Consider the following 16,100-nt stretch of genomic DNA (forward strand, 5'->3'; position numbering starts at 1 on the left):
TTTGGATATGCCCGACGTCATCGATCGAGCACTGCGCGACCACATTGTGACAATTGCCGTGGGCGGACGAGGTACTGCCCCGCATATCGGGCAGAAGCTAGTTTGCCGATGCACGTGCGTTGCGTGGTTCTTTCACTGCCAGCAGCATTTTCTCATCCGGAAGGCAAACCTGATCTGGCGATCGCTGCCACCGGCGCAAAGTGCGGGATCGCAACAAGCGCCACCGAGCGGTACGTCTCCTCGGCCGTGGGAGCCGAGATCAGCGAACCACCGTTACGAGGTCGCCGCGCTTGACCACGCCGAACAGCCGTTGTGCGAAATCCTGGGGCACGCCGATGCAGCCATGCGTTGCCAGCCCCTGGCGCACATTGCTGCCATGGATGGCGACTCCATCGCTGGTCAACCACAGCGTGTAAGGCATCATCGCGTCATAGGTATTCGAGCGATGGTTCTTCTCCATGCCGCGAATCGGGAAATTGCCGATCGGCGTCGGAGTTTCATCCTGTCCATAGAGAATCACGCTGGTCGCGATCTCGTCCTCGCCACGGAACACGGAGAGGATCTGGCGCGTCAGATCGACGCGTAGCCAGATCCTCCCCGGGGGAATGCCGTTGTCATTCCACGCGAACTCGCCGAACTGCATGCGGTCCGGCACGCGCAACAGGCTCCGGATGACCCGCGTGCTGCCGTCGCCCATGCGCAACTGCTGCTGGTCTCCGTCGGAAAACCGAATACGTTCGGTGCTCACGGCGGGGATCATGCGGCCCGCTGGGCTGTCCTGCTTGACGTACCGCGGAACGAACGCCTTGGCCGCCAGCGTGACAAGCAGCAACGAGGCTGCGCCCAGCGAAATCCAGATGCCGAGCTTCGGTCGACCGCGCATCAGGCCTTGGCTTCGATCCGGTTCCGCCGGCGCATTTCAGCACCGATCAACCCGAATGCTGTCACCAGCATCATCCACTCCGCGGGTTCGGGTATCGGGGAGGTAGGCGTCGGCGTCGGTGTGGGCGGCGGCGGCGGTGGCGGTGGAGTGGGTGTCGGCGTAGGCGTCGGAACTGGCGTCGGCGTCGGCGTGGGTGTCGGCGTCGGCGTCGGCGTCGGCGTGGATGTCGGCGTCGGCGTCGGCGTGGGTGTCGGCGTCGGCGTGGGTGTCGGCGTGGGCGTCGGCGCCGGTGTCTCGATGCCGAGCGGCGGCGCGCTGCCGACAGGGCCGCCACCAATGCCGCTGGGCACGAGCGAGTTGCCGGTGAAGCTCGCCGGGCCCGGCGCGGGCACCACGTCAGCGAAAGGCGACAGCGACCCGAACCCCGAAGGCAGACCCGCCAACTCGACCGGCGGGGCGTCCGACGGCAGTGGCAGCGATGCCGGGACCGGTGCCTGGTCGGCAGAGAGATCGAAGGCCTTGGGCGTCGCGACACCGTTTTTGGCCAAGGAGTCGGGCGTCAGCGCCTCGCGCGGATTCTTTGCGACTCGACTGTACTTGCGCTTGCCCTTGACGCTGTGCGCGCCCACGTCGCGCACGCCCGGCGAGCGCGCCGAAAGGACCGAAAGCGCCTTAGAGGCGTCTTGCACTGCGGCAGCAACCACAGGTACCGCGATCCCGGCTGAGGTTGCCGACAGAAGCGAAATGGTTGCCGCAGAGGCGCTTAGCCTGCGAAGCGCACGTGATCCAAAGGTTTCCTTCCCTGTCTTCAAGTTACTGCTCCCACCCCCTGTTGCTCGCACTTGCGAAGAGCCCCCTTAACTCTTTTGCAAATGCCGCAAATATTAACGAGATTAAACCAAGTCGCAGCTAAATAGTTCCTTCGAGCGATGACGGCAACACCCTAGTGGCATGCCGCATCCTCGATCTCTTTCCAGCTGTATCAAAACGGTCTTGCCCGTACCAGCGTAATTACGCAATTGCGCAGGTATGGAGCTATTTTCCCAAGAGCTGATCGACCAAGCTGTTGAGATTCCGGTAATCGGATACACGAAGCGGCAGCGGCTCGCCAGCTTTTGCGTGCGGCGCCGCTGGCGCGAGCGCGCGTTCGAATCCCAGCTTGGCGGATTCGCGCATCCGCAGGGCGGCATGGGCGACCGGGCGGACTTCGCCGGAAAGCGCGATCTCGCCGAACACCACTGCGTCGGCGGGGATCGGGCGCTCCGACAGCGCCGAGACCAGCGCTGCAGCCACCGCCAAGTCCGCCGCTGGATCCTGCACCCGGTAGCCGCCGGCGATGTTGAGATAGACTTCGCATGCCGAGAAGCTGAGCCCGCAGCGCGCCTCCAGCACCGCCAGCACCATCGACAGGCGCGGCGAGTCCCAGCCCACCACCGATCGCCGCGGAGTCGCGCCCGACGCCAGCCGCACGGTGAGCGCCTGCACCTCGACCAGCACCGGCCGCGTGCCTTCCAGCGCCGGGAAGACCACCGTGCCGGTCACGCTCTCGTCGCGCTGGGTGAGGAACAGCGAGGAAGGGTTGGCGACTTCGGCCAGCCCCTCGGTCTGCATCGAGAACACGCCGATCTCGTCGGTGCCGCCGAAGCGGTTCTTCACCGCGCGCAGGATGCGGTAGAGGTGGCTGCGCTCGCCCTCGAAGGCGAGCACGGTGTCGACCATGTGCTCTAGCACGCGCGGGCCGGCGATCGAGCCGTCCTTGGTGACGTGGCCCACCATCACCAGCGCGGTGCCGCGCTCCTTGGCGAAGCGGATCAGCTCCTGCGCGCTGGCGCGGACCTGGCTCACCGTGCCCGGCGCGCCTTCGATCAGGTCCGAATGCATCGTCTGGATCGAATCGATGATCAGCAGGTCGGGCGGGGTGGTCATGCTCAGCGTCGTCAGGATGTCGCGCACCGAGGTGGCGGCGGCGAGCTGCACCGGCGCCTGGCCAAGCCCGAGGCGCCGGGCACGAAGCCGTACCTGGTCGGCGGCTTCCTCGCCCGAGACATAGGCGACGGACAGCCCGCGACTGGCGATCTTGGCGGCGGCTTGGAGCAGAAGCGTCGACTTGCCGATGCCGGGGTCGCCGCCGATCAGCGTTGCCGAACCTTCGACGAAGCCGCCGCCCAGCGCGCGATCAAACTCGGCGATGCCGCTCGGCATCCGCTCGGGCAGGGCGACTTCGGCATCGAGCCCGGACAGCAGGATCATCCGGCCGCCCGATTGGAGGTGGTGCTTGGCCTGGAACGGCGTGGCGGGGCCGGAGGCTTCCTCGACCAGCGTGTTCCATTCCGCGCAATCGGCGCATTGCCCCGCCCATTTCGAGGTCGCCGAGCCGCAGGCCTGGCACACATAGCGCTTCTGGAGTTTTGCCATGGCACCGATGTAGCGTGAGGGAAACGAAAAGGGAACGGGGCATGCTGCTCGGCACCCGCATACCGCCTCTTTCCCCGATGCGCGGGGCTGCTATGGAACTGGCATGACTGGGCTCGACATCGTCACGCTACTCATCATCGCCGGCGCGGCGATCCTTGGCTTTTTGCGCGGGTTCACCACCGAGGTGCTGGCATTCCTTGCCTGGATCCTGGTGGTCGTTGCGGTGAAGTTCTTCCATGCCGGCTTCACCGCGCTGCTCGCGCCGATGATCGGCACCGCAGGCGGCGCGGCGGTGCTGGCCTTCGCGCTGCTCGCCGGAACCAGCTATTTCGGCGGGCGGCTGATCGCCAACACGCTGGGCGGGCAGATGCGCAACTCGATGTTGGGACCGATCGATCGCGCCCTCGGCGTCGGCTTCGGCGTCGCCAAGGGGCTGATCCTGGTCAGCATGGGCTTCCTGGTGCTGATGCTGGTGCTCGACACCTTTGAGGGCGGGCGCACGCACCGGCCGAAATGGATCACCAAGTCGGTCACCTATCCGCTGCTCGACACCACCAGCGCCGCGATCGGCGATTTCGTCGACCGCCGCCGCAAGGGCGAGCCGGTGTTCGGTGGGGATAATGCCAGCGAGGATGCACCAAGGACTTCGAGCGCGGAGCGCCCCCGCCGCAGCAGGCGCGACTGATCCTCCCCGACACGAGCGCGCGCGGTGCAGCTGCATGGTCCCCCTCAGGATCAGGCGTGCAACCCATACGAAAGACGGGCAATTGGCGCTCGCAACTGCGGGACGGCTACCCTAGATCAAGGGACATGAACGCCCCGCTTTACAATATGGAAATCCTGCGTCTGGCAGCCGCGATCCCGCATCACAAACGGCTGGAGCGGCCCGGCGGCACGTCCGAGAAGCGCTCGCCGGTGTGCGGGAGCCGGGTGACGGTAGACATCGCCGTCGACGAAACGGGCAAGGTGGCCGAGGTCGGCATGCTGGTCCGAGCCTGTGCGCTGGGCCAGGCCTCGGCGGCGCTGATGGGCGAGGCGGTGGTCGGCCGCACGCCCGCCGAGATCGCGGTCGCGCGCGACCAGCTTACCGCCTGGCTCGCCGGAGAGCGCGACCTGTCGCCCGACTGGCCCGGCATGGAGCTGTTCGTTCCCGCGCTGCCGCATCGCGGCCGTCACGCTTCGATCCGGCTGGCCTTCGAGGCCGCGGCCGAGGCAGCGGCGCTGGCGGCGGAGGCGCGCGTCTGATGGAGCATGCAAGCGGAGGTTCCATTCTAGCCGATGCGGTGCCGATGCTCGGTTTCGCGCTGTTCTTCGTGCTGCTCTTCCGGCGGCTCGGGCTGGGTGCGACGCTGGGCTTCCTGGTCGCCGGCGCGCTGGTCGGACCGCACGTGCTGCGGCTGGTCGGCGATGCCGAGGGCAAGATGGGCATTGCCGAGCTCGGCATCGCGCTCCTGTTGTTCCTCGTCGGGCTGGAACTGAGCCCGTCGCGACTGTGGCGAATGCGGCGCGACATCTTCGGGCTTGGTTTCCTGCAGGTGGCGCTGTGCGGCATTGCGGTCGCCGCGATAGTCTGGGCGGTCACCGGCTCCACGCTCGCCGCGGCGCTCGCGCTGGGGCTGCCGATGGGACTGTCCTCGACCGCACAGGTGCTGCCGCTGCTGCAATCGGCGGGACGCCTGCGCACGCCGTTCGGCGAGCGCGCCTTCGCGATCCTGCTGTTCCAGGATCTGTCGATCGTGCCGCTGATCACGATCGTTGCGGCCTTGTCGCGCAACCCGGCCGATCAGGGCGGCCCGCCGGGCTGGCTGCTGGGGCTGTACACCGTCGGCGCGATCGTCGGGCTGGTGGTTGCGGGACGCTTCCTGCTGCGGCCGCTGTTCCGGCTAATCGGCAATCTCGACGAGCGCGAGATGTTCGTCTTTGCGGGCCTGCTGACGGTGATCGCCAGCGCTGCGGTGATGGAGGCGCTGGGGCTCTCTGCGGCGCTCGGCGCGTTCATCGCCGGCGTGATGCTCGCCGATTCGCCGTTCCGGCACGAGATCGAGGCGGACGTAGAGCCGTTCCGCGCGATCCTGCTCGGGCTGTTCTTCGTTGCGGTGGGGATGACGCTCGACCTCCACGCGATCGCCGAGCGGCCCTTGTTCGTTGCCGGCATGGCGCTGGCGCTGATCGCCACCAAGGCGGTACTGATCATGGGCCTCGCGCTGCTGTTCGGGATGAAGCCGCGGGGCGCTTTCGCCCTCGGCGTGCTCTTGTCCCAGGGCGGTGAGTTCGGCTTCGTGTTGTTCGCCCAGGCGCAGAAGGCGCTGTTGATCGAGCCGCAGGCGGCCAGCGTGTTCAGCGCGATCGTCACCGTCTCGATGGCGACCACGCCGTTCCTGATGATGGCAACCAGGCGGCTGCGCGCCGAGCCTGTCAGGGCGGGTGCCACGCCCGACGGGCCGCGACAGGAAGGCGCCAACGCTGTGGTGGTCGGCTATGGCCGCTTCGGCCAGACGGTGGCTCAGATGCTGATCGCGCAAGGCATTCCGGTGACGATCATCGACCGCGACGTGGAGATGATCGAGACCGCCGGCAGCTTCGGCATGAAGGTCTATTATGGCGACGGCACCCGCATCGACCTGCTGCGCCAGGCGGGGGCAGGCGAGGCCGAGCTGATCCTGTTCTGCCAGGACGGCGACGCGATGGACACCGAGGTGGTGGAGGGCGTGCATGCCGCCTTCCCGAACGCCAGCATCTTCGTGCGCGCCTACGACCGGCGCAGCGTGATGAAGCTGAACGGCGCACCGCTGTCCGGCGTGGTGCGCGAGGTGCTGGAAAGCGCGATCGTGATGGCTCGGCGGGCGATGGACGCGGTGGGCGTCGACGGCGCCGAGATCGACCGGACCGAGGCCGAATATCGCCGCACGGACATCGCCCGGCTCAAAGCCCAGAAGGAAACCGGCGACATCTATGCGGGGCGCGATGGCCTGTTCAGCCAGGCGGCGGCCGCGACGGCGGCAGTGGAGGATCGCGGCGATGGCTGATCGGGGAGTAGGCGCATGAACTGGATCGCCGTGCTGGCGGCGCTGTCGGGGGCGATGGCGGTGGCGGCAGGCGCGTTCGGCGCGCATGGCGCGCAGGGGGCGGCCGTCGAGTGGCTGAAGACAGGCGGGCACTATCAGCTGGTGCACGCGGTGGCGGCGTTGGTGGCCCTTCAACTGGGTGCGCGCGGGCCCGCGGCGCTGTTCGTCGGCGGCGGTTTTGTCTTTGCGGGCACGCTGTACCTGATGGCGCTGGGCTTGCCGCGCTGGTTGGGCGCGGTGACGCCGATCGGCGGGGCGGCGCTGATCGTTGGCTGGCTCTGGCTGGCATGGACACTCGCGTCGAGGGTCGCGAAATGAGCGAGCCGCAGGCGCCTTGGGACGCTGCGCAGGTCCGCCTCTGGCTCGAACGGCGGATCAAGGCCGCGCGCGCGGACCAGGACGTGGCCGACCGCTACGGCCGTGACCGCGAGGACGACTATGACAAGGCTGCCGCCGAGGAATGGGTGTGCGAGCAGTTCCGCCACAGCGATGCGGTCGAGGATCAGGTGCGACTGGGCGAGGCGCTGAAGGTGCTGCTGGCGAGGGACGATTTCTACCGCGCGGGGGTACGTAGCGACAAGCGTTTCGAGCGGGAGGTGAAGGCATATCTGCGCAAACTGATCAAGATGGCCGCCAGCAACACCGGTTTCGGCAAAATGTTGCGCTACCAGTGAGCGCAATGTGGGAACGTCAAAGGGCAGGCCGCGTCACGATGACACTGTCTTCAAGAAATTCATTTCAACAATAATTCCTGCGTCTGAAAAATAACAAAAGTTAAGCCAATTGTATCAAAAGATTATCGTGTCACAAGTGTAATGACATAGTCATTGATTCTGTTTCATCTTTCGTCGAGTGTATGTCTTCGTCGACCGCGTTGTGAGCGGTAGGGTGGAGCGTATGCAGTTATGAAGATCGCTGTTTTTGGTGTCGGAAGTGCTGCTAAAGACTTATTGAGCATCGTTCCCGATGACGTAGAAATTGTTGGTCTATTCGACAACGATACCGTGAAGCATGGCTCTCTGGCGGAAGGGAATTTGATTCTGTCCCCGGAGAGCATCAATGATTGCGGTGCGGAGTACGTAGTCATTGCTGCGCGCGATGTTGATGGAATACGTCAGCAGCTAGTCGATCAAAATGTTCCGCAAGATAGAATTGTGGCGTTTTATCCGAGCTATAGTAGGTCCCTGGCTGCTGAAGCGAATCGCGATATAGCGCTGCTGAACAAGATTGGGGTGCCGATCGCGCCGATTGGCCTCGCCACGATGTATCTTGATCGCGCCGCGCCGCTTGATTCGATGGATTCGGGCGAGGGAGAGGCTGCGGATTTCGTACGAAATAAGGCGTTTGCTTTGGCTGCACGGCAAATTCTGGACCGTGAGATCGGGGGCGCCGTTGCTGAACTCGGCGTGTACCGCGGCTACCAGGCGCAGCTAATCAATCGCCTGTTCCCGGACAGGACGCTATATCTTTTCGATACCTTTACCGGCTTTGCAGCGCAGGATCTCGGCGCCGAGCGGGACAACGGGCTGTCGGGAGCAGCAACCGGCGATTTCGAAAACACCAGCGTGGAACTGGTGCTGAACAAGTTGCCCCATCGCGAGAAGACACGCGTGATGCAGGGCTTCTTCCCCGATACCGCCGAAGGCCTGGATGAAACCTTTGCGTTCGTCAGCCTCGACGTCGATCTGTATGATCCCATTCGGGCGGGCCTGCACTGGTTCTACGAGCGGCTGAGCCCGGGTGGGTTCCTCTTCGTCCACGATTACAACAATGTTCGGTACCTTGGCGTGCGCAAGGCGGTGGACGAATTCGTGGCGGAAGCCGGCGTGGCGTTCGTACCGCTGCCGGACTTCGCCGGATCGGTGGTCATCACCAAGTAAGGCGGGCGGTGGGGCAGGGATCGTTCGATTTGGTCGAGCGATCCGCTGCCTTAGCCTTGGGGGCCGCCAGGGCGCGTGCGCCGGCAGCGGTCCGAACAATAGATCACATTCTCCCAGTCCCGCTCCCACTTCTTCCGCCAGGCGAAGGGGCGCTGGCAGACAGGGCAGGTCTTGGTGGGAAGGTCCCGCTTGGCGACGCCGCGCGGCATGGGATCAGTCCGCGCCGACGATCTTGGCCACGCCCGCCGCGACCGTGGGGTGGTAGCTCGCCTTCGAGGCCTGGTAGAAGCGCCGCGCGATCGGCGTGCCCCAGTCGCCCTGCGCCATCAGGTCCTTGTAGATCGGGTAGATCAGCAGCCCGCGACCGACGCTGCCGACCAGCTTCTCGATGCTCGGCAGCGCTGGGTCATAGCGATTGGCGATGGCAAGCTCGCCCCAGGCCGAGCGGACATAGGCGTTGTTCGACGCCGACAGCCCCAGCGTATCGTCCAGTTCCTTGAGCCGCGCCGGGGTCTGCTGGCGGTTCAGCCCGTTGAGGAAGCGCAGCCATTGCTGGGTCGCCCAACCCTGCGGATGCACCGCCGAGATCGGCCCGCCGGCGTTCACCGCAGCGAGCGCGGAATCGACCGCCTTCAGCGTCGCCGACTGGACGTGCACCGCATTGTTCGGCAGCCCGGCGGCATAGGCCCATTTGTCGAGCTGGAGATTGGCCTCCAGCCCGGCATCGCCGTTCACGAGGTTGGCGCGCAGGTCCGCGAGGAAACCGGCGGTGGTCTGCGGCTGGAAGGCGTGGCGATCGAAATAGCCGCGCATATAGACGTCCCAGCGCTGGCGGCCGACGGTCCGCTCGATCGTACGCAGGAAGGTCGAGCCCTTGAAATAATCGAGCTGGCCGAAGGTCGCGCCCGGCTCGCCGTGGAGCCGGGTGGTCGGGGCCTCCATGCCGCCGGCATCGGCGATGTCCTTCTCGAGGCCATCCCATTCGAGATCGGCGTCGGTCGCGGCGCGCTCCTTGCCGTACACCGCCTCCATGATGCGGTTCTCGAAGTACGTCGTGAACCCCTCGTTGAGCCACGAATCCGACCAGGTCGCGTTGGTCACGAGGTTGCCCGACCAGCTATGCGCTAGCTCGTGCGCGACCACGTCGACGTTCGAGCGGTCGCCGGTGAGGATCGTCGGCGTCAGGAAGGTGAGGGTCGGGTTCTCCATGCCGCCATAGGGGAAGCTCGGCGGCAGGACGAGCATGTCGTAGCGGCCCCAGCGATAGGGGCCGTACAGCGCCTGCGCCGCGTCGATCATCTTCTCGACATCGGCGACTTCCTTGGCGGCGGCCGCGAGCATGCTCGGTTCGGTCCACACGCCCGCGCGCGGGCCGACCGGCTGGAAGGCGAGGTCACCCACCGCGAAGGCGATCAGGTACGGCGGCACCGGCTTGTCCATCCGGAAGCGGAACTTGTGCCAGCCCTTGCCCGCGGGCACGCCCTTGGCGCCATCGACGCGCTCGCCGCTCGCCACCGCGACGAGATCGGCCGGGACGGTCAGCGTCGCGGACCAGGTCTGGCGGATGCCGGGGCTGTCCTGGGTGGGGATCCAGCTGCGGTTGTTGATCGGCTGGCCCTGGCTGAACAGGTACGGCTTCTTCTTGCCCGCGGTCAGCGCAGGCGCGAGCCATTGCAGCGCGGAGGCGCCGGGCGCGGTCGCATAGTGGAGCACGATCCTGCGCGCGCCGTGCAGCTGTACGGTGAGCGGCGCGCCGAGATCGGGCTTGGCCGCGCCGACCGCGAAGGGCAGCGGCTTGCCCGCGGCGTCGGTTACCTTGGCGATCACCAGCCCGTCGTCGTCGAGCACGATCTCGGTCGCGCCCGGTGCTGCCAGGATGTCGAGCGTGGCGGTGCCGGACAGCGTCTTGCGCGCGAAATCGGCGCGCAGGTCGAGCGCGACATGGGTGACGCGGGCGACTTCCGGCCGCGCATAGGTCCACACATCCTTCGCCTCGGGCGTGGTGAGGATCGGCGCAGGGGCGGTCTGCTGGGCGAGGGCGGGGGAGACGAGCATCGTCGAAGCGGCGAGGGCCAGGGCTAGAATGCGCATGGCAAGGAGCTAGGCGCTGCCGCCGCACGGGGCAAGGCGGTTGCCATGGATCAATCAGATCGCGCCGGACCCTCTGCACACCCGTAACGTTGATGCGGGAGATTCGAAGGGGGATGCGCATGGAATGTGTGGTGGCGGAGCGGCCGGCGACGGCGGACGGCGAGGCGGCGGCGCTGCGCGACCTGATCGCCCATCTCAAGCAGCAGGACTACCGCTTCATCACGCCGACGCCCGCCACCCATTCGCGGGTGCTTGCACGGGCGGACCGGCAGCGCGCCACCGACCTGCGCGACGTCTTCGGCTGGAGCCTACCCTTCGCGCGTGCGCTGCTCGAGGCATCGGTACTGGAGACGTTGGAGGCAGCGGACCTGATCGAGGCCTACGGTGATCTGCTACGGAGCAAAATCCGCGTCTCGACCCTCGGGCCTGACCTGCTGGTACACTCCGCATACCCCACCGACGATACCCAGGCGGTGTTCTTCGGACCCGACAGCTATCGCTTCGCCCGCTTCATCGCCGACGAGCTGAAGCGCTGCCCGGAACGCGAAGGCTCGACACTGATCGACATAGGCACCGGAGCCGGGGCAGGGGCGATCGCCGCCGCGCATTGCTGCGGCGAGGTCGACATCGTGATGACCGACATCAACCCGGCGGCGCTGCGGCTGGCGCGGGTGAATGCCCAGGCGGCGGGCGTTGCGGCGCGCTTCGTGGAGGGCGAGGATCTGTCGGGAATTGCGGGCGCACTCGACCTGGTACTGGCCAACCCGCCCTACATCATCGATCCCGCTGGACGCGCCTATCGCGACGGCGGCGACCTGCACGGCGCCGCGGTTGCGCTGGCCATGGCCTGCGAGGCGGTGCCAAGGTTGGCGCAAGGCGGGCGGTTCCTGCTCTACACCGGCAGCGCGATCGTGCGCGGTGCGGATGCGCTGCACGATCGGCTGGTACAGCTCGCCGCGGCCGAGGGTTGCCGACTGCGCTACGAGGAGATCGACCCCGACGTGTTCGGCGAGGAGCTGGAGACGGCGGCGTACGCGGAGGTCGAACGCATCGCGCTGGTGACCGCGGTGATCGAGCGGGAGCACGCGTAATCAAGCCCCTCCTCCTTGCAGGAGGGGGTGGGGTGGAGGGATTCCAAAACCGAAGTTGGGCTCGGTGAGACACAGCCCCACCCCAACCCCTCCCCTGAAGGGGAGGGGCTTGAGAACGCTTCAGCGTTGCGTGTCCAAGAACGCTGCGACCTTCGCCAGGTCGACCGTCTTGTCCAGATAGGTCTGCCCGATGCCGCGGGCGAGCAGGAAGGGCAGGGTGCTGCCCTCCATCTTCTTGTCGTGGAGCATGTGGCCGACCAGCGTCGCGCCGTCCGCCGTCACGCCGGCCGCCGCCAGCCCGTCCGGCAGCCCCACCGACCGCAGATGCGCCGCCACCCGCTCGGCATCCTCCGCCGGGCACAGGCCCTGCTCGGCCGAGAACGCGAAGGCCAGCGCCATGCCCGCCGCCACCGCCTCACCGTGGAGCAGCTTGTCGGAGAACCCCGTCTCGGCCTCCAGCGCATGGCCGAAGGTGTGGCCAAGGTTGAGCAGCGCGCGGGTGCCGGTGGTCTCGCGCTCGTCGGCGGCGACGATGCGCGCCTTGGCCGCCACCGAATGGCCGATCGCATGCGCCCGCGCTTCAGGATCGCCCGCGAACAGCGCCGCGGCATTCGCCTCGCACCAGGCGAAGAAGCCGGCATCGTCGATCAGCCCGTATTTCGCCACTTCGGCATAGCCCGCGCGCAGCTCGCGCTGGGGCAGGCTGCCCAGCACCTGCGGGTCGATCAGCACCACCGACGGCTGGTGGAACGCCCCGATCAGGTTCTTGCCCGCCTTGGAATTGATCGCGGTCTTGCCGCCCACCGAGCTGTCGACCTGCGCGAGCAGCGTGGTGGGGATCTGGACGAAGTTGCAGCCGCGCTTGAGGATGCTGGTCGCGAAGCCGACCAGGTCGCCGATCACGCCGCCGCCCAGCGCGATCACGTGATCGCTGCGGACCACGCCCTGTTCGAGCAGCCAGTCGGTCACCGCTTCGAGCTGTGCCCAGCTCTTGGTGCTCTCGCCCGCGGGCAGCGTCAGCACCGGCGCCGTCACGCCCGCGGCGGCGAGGCTCGCCACCAGCGTTTGGCAATGCGCCGAAAGGTTGGTGTCGGTGATGATTGGCATCGGCCGACCGCGTGACAGCGGGGCGAGCACGTTGCCGGCACGCGCGAGCAAGCCGGGTTCGATGCGCACGTCATAGCTGCGTGCGCCCAGGGCGACGGGGATGGTGGTCACTTGCGCAGGGCCTTCAGGATCGCTTCGACGGTGGTTTCGTGCGGTGCGGCTACGCTGGAGACGCGGATCTGCGCAAGCGCGTAGAAGGGGTTTCGCGCCCTGGCGAGCTCCGTCAGTGTCGCCAGCGGGTCCTTGCCGCGTAGCAGCGGGCGCGTGTCTCGCCGCCGCACCCGGTCCGCCAGCACCGCAGGCTCGGCATCGAGCCAGATCGAGATTGCCTGGTCGAGGATCAGCGCCCGCGTCTCGTCGTTGATGAACGCGCCGCCGCCGGTGGCGATCACCTTCGGCGTGCCGTCGACCAGCCGGGCGATCACCCGCCGCTCGCCGTCGCGGAAATGCGGTTCGCCGAATTTGGCGAAGATGTCGGAGACCGACATGCCCGCCGCCGATTCGATTTCCGCGTCGGCATCGACGAAGGGAAGCCGCAGGCGCTGGGCGAGGCGGCGCCCTACCGTGGTTTTGCCAGCACCCATCAGTCCCACGAGTACGATGGGCTTGCCGGTCCAGCTGTTCAGTTGCGCATGCGTTTGTAACATTATGCGAAGGGCTATACAGCGAGGGACCGTCTCGGGCAAAAGGCCCGTCCGTCTCCAAGGAATGGACTGTTTTTCATGCCGCGTATGCTTGTCGTGTTGCTCGTGATTCTGGTGGTTCTGGTGGGCGGCATGTTCGCCCTGGCCGGCCGCAACACCGTCAAGGAGCCGGTGCGCATGGAGAAGGCGGTCGCGCTTGAAAACCTCGCCAACTAGGGCGTCCCGGCTCGCGATCGCGGCGGCCCTGCTCGCCGCGATCGGGGTTCCGGCGTTCAGCCAGCAGCAGAAAGCGCCCGAATCGCTGTTGCCGCCCGGCTTCGACCAACCGGCGCCGCGGCCGCAGCCTTCGCCGCGTCCGAGCCCGAGCCCGACCAGCGTGGCACCCGCCGCAGTGACATCTCCGAGCGGTGATGTTGCGCCCGTCGGCGGGGACATGGGTCCCGACGCGTTCGACGTGGAGGAGAGCAACGCCAGTGTCGCCGCGGTGGCACCGGCGATCGATCTCTCGATCTATGATCTGCCCAAGGGCGTGCGTCGGCCGCTCAACCGCATCGGCATCCTCGCCGCGGGCAACGCGCCGTTCCCGGCCGATGCATTCGGCGATGTCGCGGGCTTCACCCAGGTGACGCTGATGCGCCGGCTCGATGCGCCGGTCGCCTCGCGCTGGGTGTCGATCGCGCTGCGCCGCGCGCTGATGTCGCCGCTCGATACCCCGCGCGGGATCGACGGCGCCGATTACGCCGCCGAGCGCGCCTGGCTGCTGCTCCGCATGGGCGAGGCGACGGCTGCGCGCGGCCTCGTCAGCTATGTCGACATCGACGACTATACCAACGCGCTCGACCGCGTCGCGATGCAGGTCGCGCTGGCGACCGGTGATCCCGCGGCCGTGTGCCCGATCGTCGACGATGCGGCGTCCAACATTCCCGATCGCGGCTGGGCGCTTGCCCAGGCGATCTGCGCAGGGCTCGCCGGCAAGCCGAGCGAGGCCGACCAGCGGCTCGATGCCGCGAGCAAGGGCAAGCCGCGCAACGATCTCGATACGCTGCTCGCCACCAAGGTGGTCGGCATGGGCGCCGATTCGCGGCGCGCGGTGACGATCGATTGGGTCGGCGTGCCGGCGCTTTCCGCCTGGCGCTTCGGCATGGCGACCGCGGCGGGGGTGGACATCCCCGACAATCTCTTCGCCACGGTGGGGCCGGAGTTCCGCTACTGGCAGGCGCTGTCGCCCGCGGTCTCCCCTGTAAATCGTGCCGGCGCGGCCGAGCTGGCGGCGGCGGCAGGCGTGCTCTCCAACGCCGCGCTGGTCGATCTCTATGCCGAGCTCGACCAAGCGAGCGACGTTCCCGATCCGCTGCAGAAGACGGTGCGCGATCTGCGCGCCGCCTATACCGGCTCGGCGGCCGAACGGGTGCAGGCGATGAAGAGCCTGTGGGATGCCGCCGAAAGCCCGCGGCTGCGCTATGCCCGGCTGGTGCTGACCGCCAAGGCCGCCGCCTGGATCCCGGCAAACAAGAACGCGGCCGAGCCCGACCGGCTGATCGCCGCGATGCTCTCCGCCGGCTATGATTCGGCCGCGCTGCAGTGGCGCGGCGTGGTCGCGCCGGGCAGCGAGGGCTGGGCGCTGCTCGCGCTCGCCGATGCGGGCGGGCCGATCGGCTATAGCGACTTCGAGCGCTATGTCGGCGCCGCGAGTCCGCGCAAGGCGGCGATGCTGCTCGCCGGGCTGGCGGGGCTCGGGCGTCTGTCGGGGAGCGATGCGCAGCGCGGCGCCGAGGCGACCAAGGTCGGCATCGGCGGCGTCAACGCCTGGACGCAGGCGATCGATCGTGCGGGTGCTGCCAACCAGCCCGGCATGGTCGCGCTGCTCGCCGGGGTGGGCATGCAGTCGCCGCGCTGGGACCAGGTGACGCCCGAGGCGCTGTACCACATCGTCGCGGCGATGCGGGCGGCGGGGATGGCCAACTATGCCCGGATGATCGCCGTGGAGGCGGTCACCCGCGCCGAATGAGCGCCGATCGCGACCTGATCGAGCGTTTTCTCGAAATGCTCCGCGCGGAGAGCGGGGCGGCGGCGAACACCATTGCGGCGTACGGTACCGATCTCCGCCTCTCCTCCGAGGCACTGGGCGGTGACTTGGCGGAAGCGGGGCGCGCGGAGATCGAGCGGCTCGCCGGCGGCTGGGCCGAGCTCGCGCGGGCGACGGTGGCGCGCAAGTCCTCGGCGCTGCGGCGCTTCTTCGCCTTCCTCGCGGAGGAGGGACACCGTGCCGACGACCCCGGCAGCGCCCTCCCGCGCCCGGGCGCCGCGCGGCGGCTGCCCAAGATCCTCAGTACCGGCGATGTCGACGCGATGTTCGCCGCGATCGCCGAGCGGCAGGCGCGGGTGCCGCCCGATCCGCTCGACCTGCGGCTCGCCGCGCTGATCGAGCTGCTCTACGGTTCGGGACTGCGCGCGACCGAGCTGGTCTCGCTGCCGCGCAACGCGATCCATCCCGACCGGCCGTTCCTGATCCTCAAGGGCAAGGGCGGGCGCGAGCGGCTGGTGCCGATCTCCGATCGCGCGCGCGCCGCCGTCGCGCTGTGGCGCGGGCAGGTGCCGCCGGACAGCCCCTTTCTCTTCCCCTCGGGCAAGAAGCACCTGACGCGCGTGCGGCTCTACCAGATCGTCCGCGCGCTCGCGGCGATGGCCGGCATCCCGCCCGAGCGGGCGAGCCCCCACGTCCTCCGCCATGCCTTCGCCACCCATCTGCTCGAGGGCGGGGCGGACCTGCGGGCGCTGCAGGCGATGCTCGGCCATGCCGACATCGCGACGACCGAAATCTACACCCATGTCGACAGCCGCCGGCTGGTCGAACTGGTCAACGCGCGGCACCCGCTCGGCGAGGCGCTCGTTGACGCGAAGCGCGGCGCCCGGTAGCGCGGCGC

At 67.8% G+C, this 16,100-nt stretch carries 17 protein-coding genes; 10 read left to right on the forward strand and 7 right to left on the reverse strand.

The annotated features are described in order from the left end of the window. Positions 1-259: 259 nt before the first annotated feature. From QZ670_RS03120 to radA, 3 genes are all read right to left on the reverse strand, one after another. The gene (locus QZ670_RS03120) at positions 260-883 is read right to left on the reverse strand and encodes a L,D-transpeptidase family protein (protein WP_294252076.1); all 624 of its coding nucleotides are present in this window, start codon (positions 881-883) and stop codon (positions 260-262) included. Next, a complete protein-coding gene (locus QZ670_RS03125; protein ID WP_294252078.1) occupies positions 883-1,572 on the reverse strand; it encodes a hypothetical protein in 690 nt (229 codons plus the stop codon). Before QZ670_RS03125 ends, QZ670_RS03120 begins: the two co-directional genes overlap by 1 nt. Before the next feature lie 346 nt (positions 1,573-1,918). After that, positions 1,919-3,298, reverse strand: coding sequence for a DNA repair protein RadA (gene radA, locus QZ670_RS03130; protein ID WP_294252083.1), 1,380 nt, complete (start codon positions 3,296-3,298; stop codon positions 1,919-1,921). A gap of 103 nt (positions 3,299-3,401) precedes the next feature. Here radA and QZ670_RS03135 point away from each other — a divergent pair, with 103 nt between their 5' ends. The 6 genes from QZ670_RS03135 to QZ670_RS03160 all read left to right on the forward strand — a co-directional run bounded on the left by QZ670_RS03135 (position 3,402) and on the right by QZ670_RS03160 (position 8,243). Beyond that, entirely contained in the window at positions 3,402-3,983 is a 582-nt protein-coding gene (locus QZ670_RS03135) for a CvpA family protein (RefSeq protein ID WP_294252087.1), read from the forward strand. A gap of 125 nt (positions 3,984-4,108) precedes the next feature. Then, positions 4,109-4,543: an iron-sulfur cluster assembly scaffold protein gene (locus QZ670_RS03140; protein ID WP_294252091.1), complete on the forward strand. Its 435-nt coding sequence runs from the start codon at positions 4,109-4,111 to the stop codon at positions 4,541-4,543. Then, complete coding sequence (locus QZ670_RS03145) at positions 4,543-6,324, forward strand: cation:proton antiporter (RefSeq protein ID WP_294252095.1); 1,782 nt, start codon at positions 4,543-4,545, stop codon at positions 6,322-6,324. The genes QZ670_RS03140 and QZ670_RS03145 overlap by 1 nt, the downstream gene beginning before the upstream one ends. 15 nt (positions 6,325-6,339) lie before the next feature. Continuing rightward, positions 6,340-6,681: a DUF423 domain-containing protein gene (locus tag QZ670_RS03150; protein WP_294252097.1), complete on the forward strand. Its 342-nt coding sequence runs from the start codon at positions 6,340-6,342 to the stop codon at positions 6,679-6,681. Beyond that, positions 6,678-7,037: a hypothetical protein gene (locus tag QZ670_RS03155; protein ID WP_294252098.1), complete on the forward strand. Its 360-nt coding sequence runs from the start codon at positions 6,678-6,680 to the stop codon at positions 7,035-7,037. Before QZ670_RS03150 ends, QZ670_RS03155 begins: the two co-directional genes overlap by 4 nt. Before the next feature lie 231 nt (positions 7,038-7,268). Beyond that, positions 7,269-8,243: a TylF/MycF/NovP-related O-methyltransferase gene (locus QZ670_RS03160; protein WP_294252101.1), complete on the forward strand. Its 975-nt coding sequence runs from the start codon at positions 7,269-7,271 to the stop codon at positions 8,241-8,243. A 50-nt stretch (positions 8,244-8,293) separates the two neighbouring features. Here QZ670_RS03160 and QZ670_RS03165 read toward each other — a convergent pair whose 3' ends face one another. Next, on the reverse strand, positions 8,294-8,452 hold the full coding sequence (locus QZ670_RS03165; RefSeq protein ID WP_294252104.1) for a DUF2256 domain-containing protein: 159 nt from the start codon (positions 8,450-8,452) through the stop codon (positions 8,294-8,296). A 4-nt stretch (positions 8,453-8,456) separates the two neighbouring features. Continuing rightward, the gene (locus QZ670_RS03170; RefSeq protein WP_294252106.1) at positions 8,457-10,334 is read right to left on the reverse strand and encodes a M1 family metallopeptidase; all 1,878 of its coding nucleotides are present in this window, start codon (positions 10,332-10,334) and stop codon (positions 8,457-8,459) included. Between the two features lie 113 nt (positions 10,335-10,447). Between QZ670_RS03170 and QZ670_RS03175 the strand changes: the two genes are divergently transcribed. Beyond that, on the forward strand, positions 10,448-11,425 hold the full coding sequence (locus tag QZ670_RS03175) for a methyltransferase (RefSeq protein ID WP_294252109.1): 978 nt from the start codon (positions 10,448-10,450) through the stop codon (positions 11,423-11,425). 120 nt (positions 11,426-11,545) lie between these two features. Here QZ670_RS03175 and aroB read toward each other — a convergent pair whose 3' ends face one another. Together aroB and QZ670_RS03185 are read right to left on the reverse strand one after the other, a co-directional pair. Continuing rightward, entirely contained in the window at positions 11,546-12,643 is a 1,098-nt protein-coding gene (aroB, locus tag QZ670_RS03180) for a 3-dehydroquinate synthase (protein ID WP_294252112.1), read from the reverse strand. Beyond that, positions 12,640-13,179 (reverse strand): shikimate kinase, encoded by a 540-nt coding sequence (locus QZ670_RS03185; protein ID WP_294252115.1) that lies wholly within the window; start codon positions 13,177-13,179, stop codon positions 12,640-12,642. Before QZ670_RS03185 ends, aroB begins: the two co-directional genes overlap by 4 nt. Before the next feature lie 75 nt (positions 13,180-13,254). Between QZ670_RS03185 and QZ670_RS03190 the strand changes: the two genes are divergently transcribed. From QZ670_RS03190 to QZ670_RS03200, 3 genes are read left to right on the forward strand one after another with little or no spacing between them, the layout of a single operon-like run. Next, complete coding sequence (locus QZ670_RS03190) at positions 13,255-13,392, forward strand: hypothetical protein (RefSeq protein WP_164521922.1); 138 nt, start codon at positions 13,255-13,257, stop codon at positions 13,390-13,392. Next, complete coding sequence (locus tag QZ670_RS03195) at positions 13,373-15,184, forward strand: hypothetical protein (protein ID WP_294252125.1); 1,812 nt, start codon at positions 13,373-13,375, stop codon at positions 15,182-15,184. The genes QZ670_RS03190 and QZ670_RS03195 overlap by 20 nt, the downstream gene beginning before the upstream one ends. Then, positions 15,181-16,092, forward strand: coding sequence for a tyrosine-type recombinase/integrase (locus QZ670_RS03200; protein ID WP_294252128.1), 912 nt, complete (start codon positions 15,181-15,183; stop codon positions 16,090-16,092). Before QZ670_RS03195 ends, QZ670_RS03200 begins: the two co-directional genes overlap by 4 nt. The last annotated feature ends 8 nt before the right edge of the window (positions 16,093-16,100 follow it).

The sequence above is a fragment of the uncultured Sphingomonas sp. genome (assembly GCF_913774285.1).
Taxonomy (GTDB): domain Bacteria; phylum Pseudomonadota; class Alphaproteobacteria; order Sphingomonadales; family Sphingomonadaceae; genus Sphingomonas.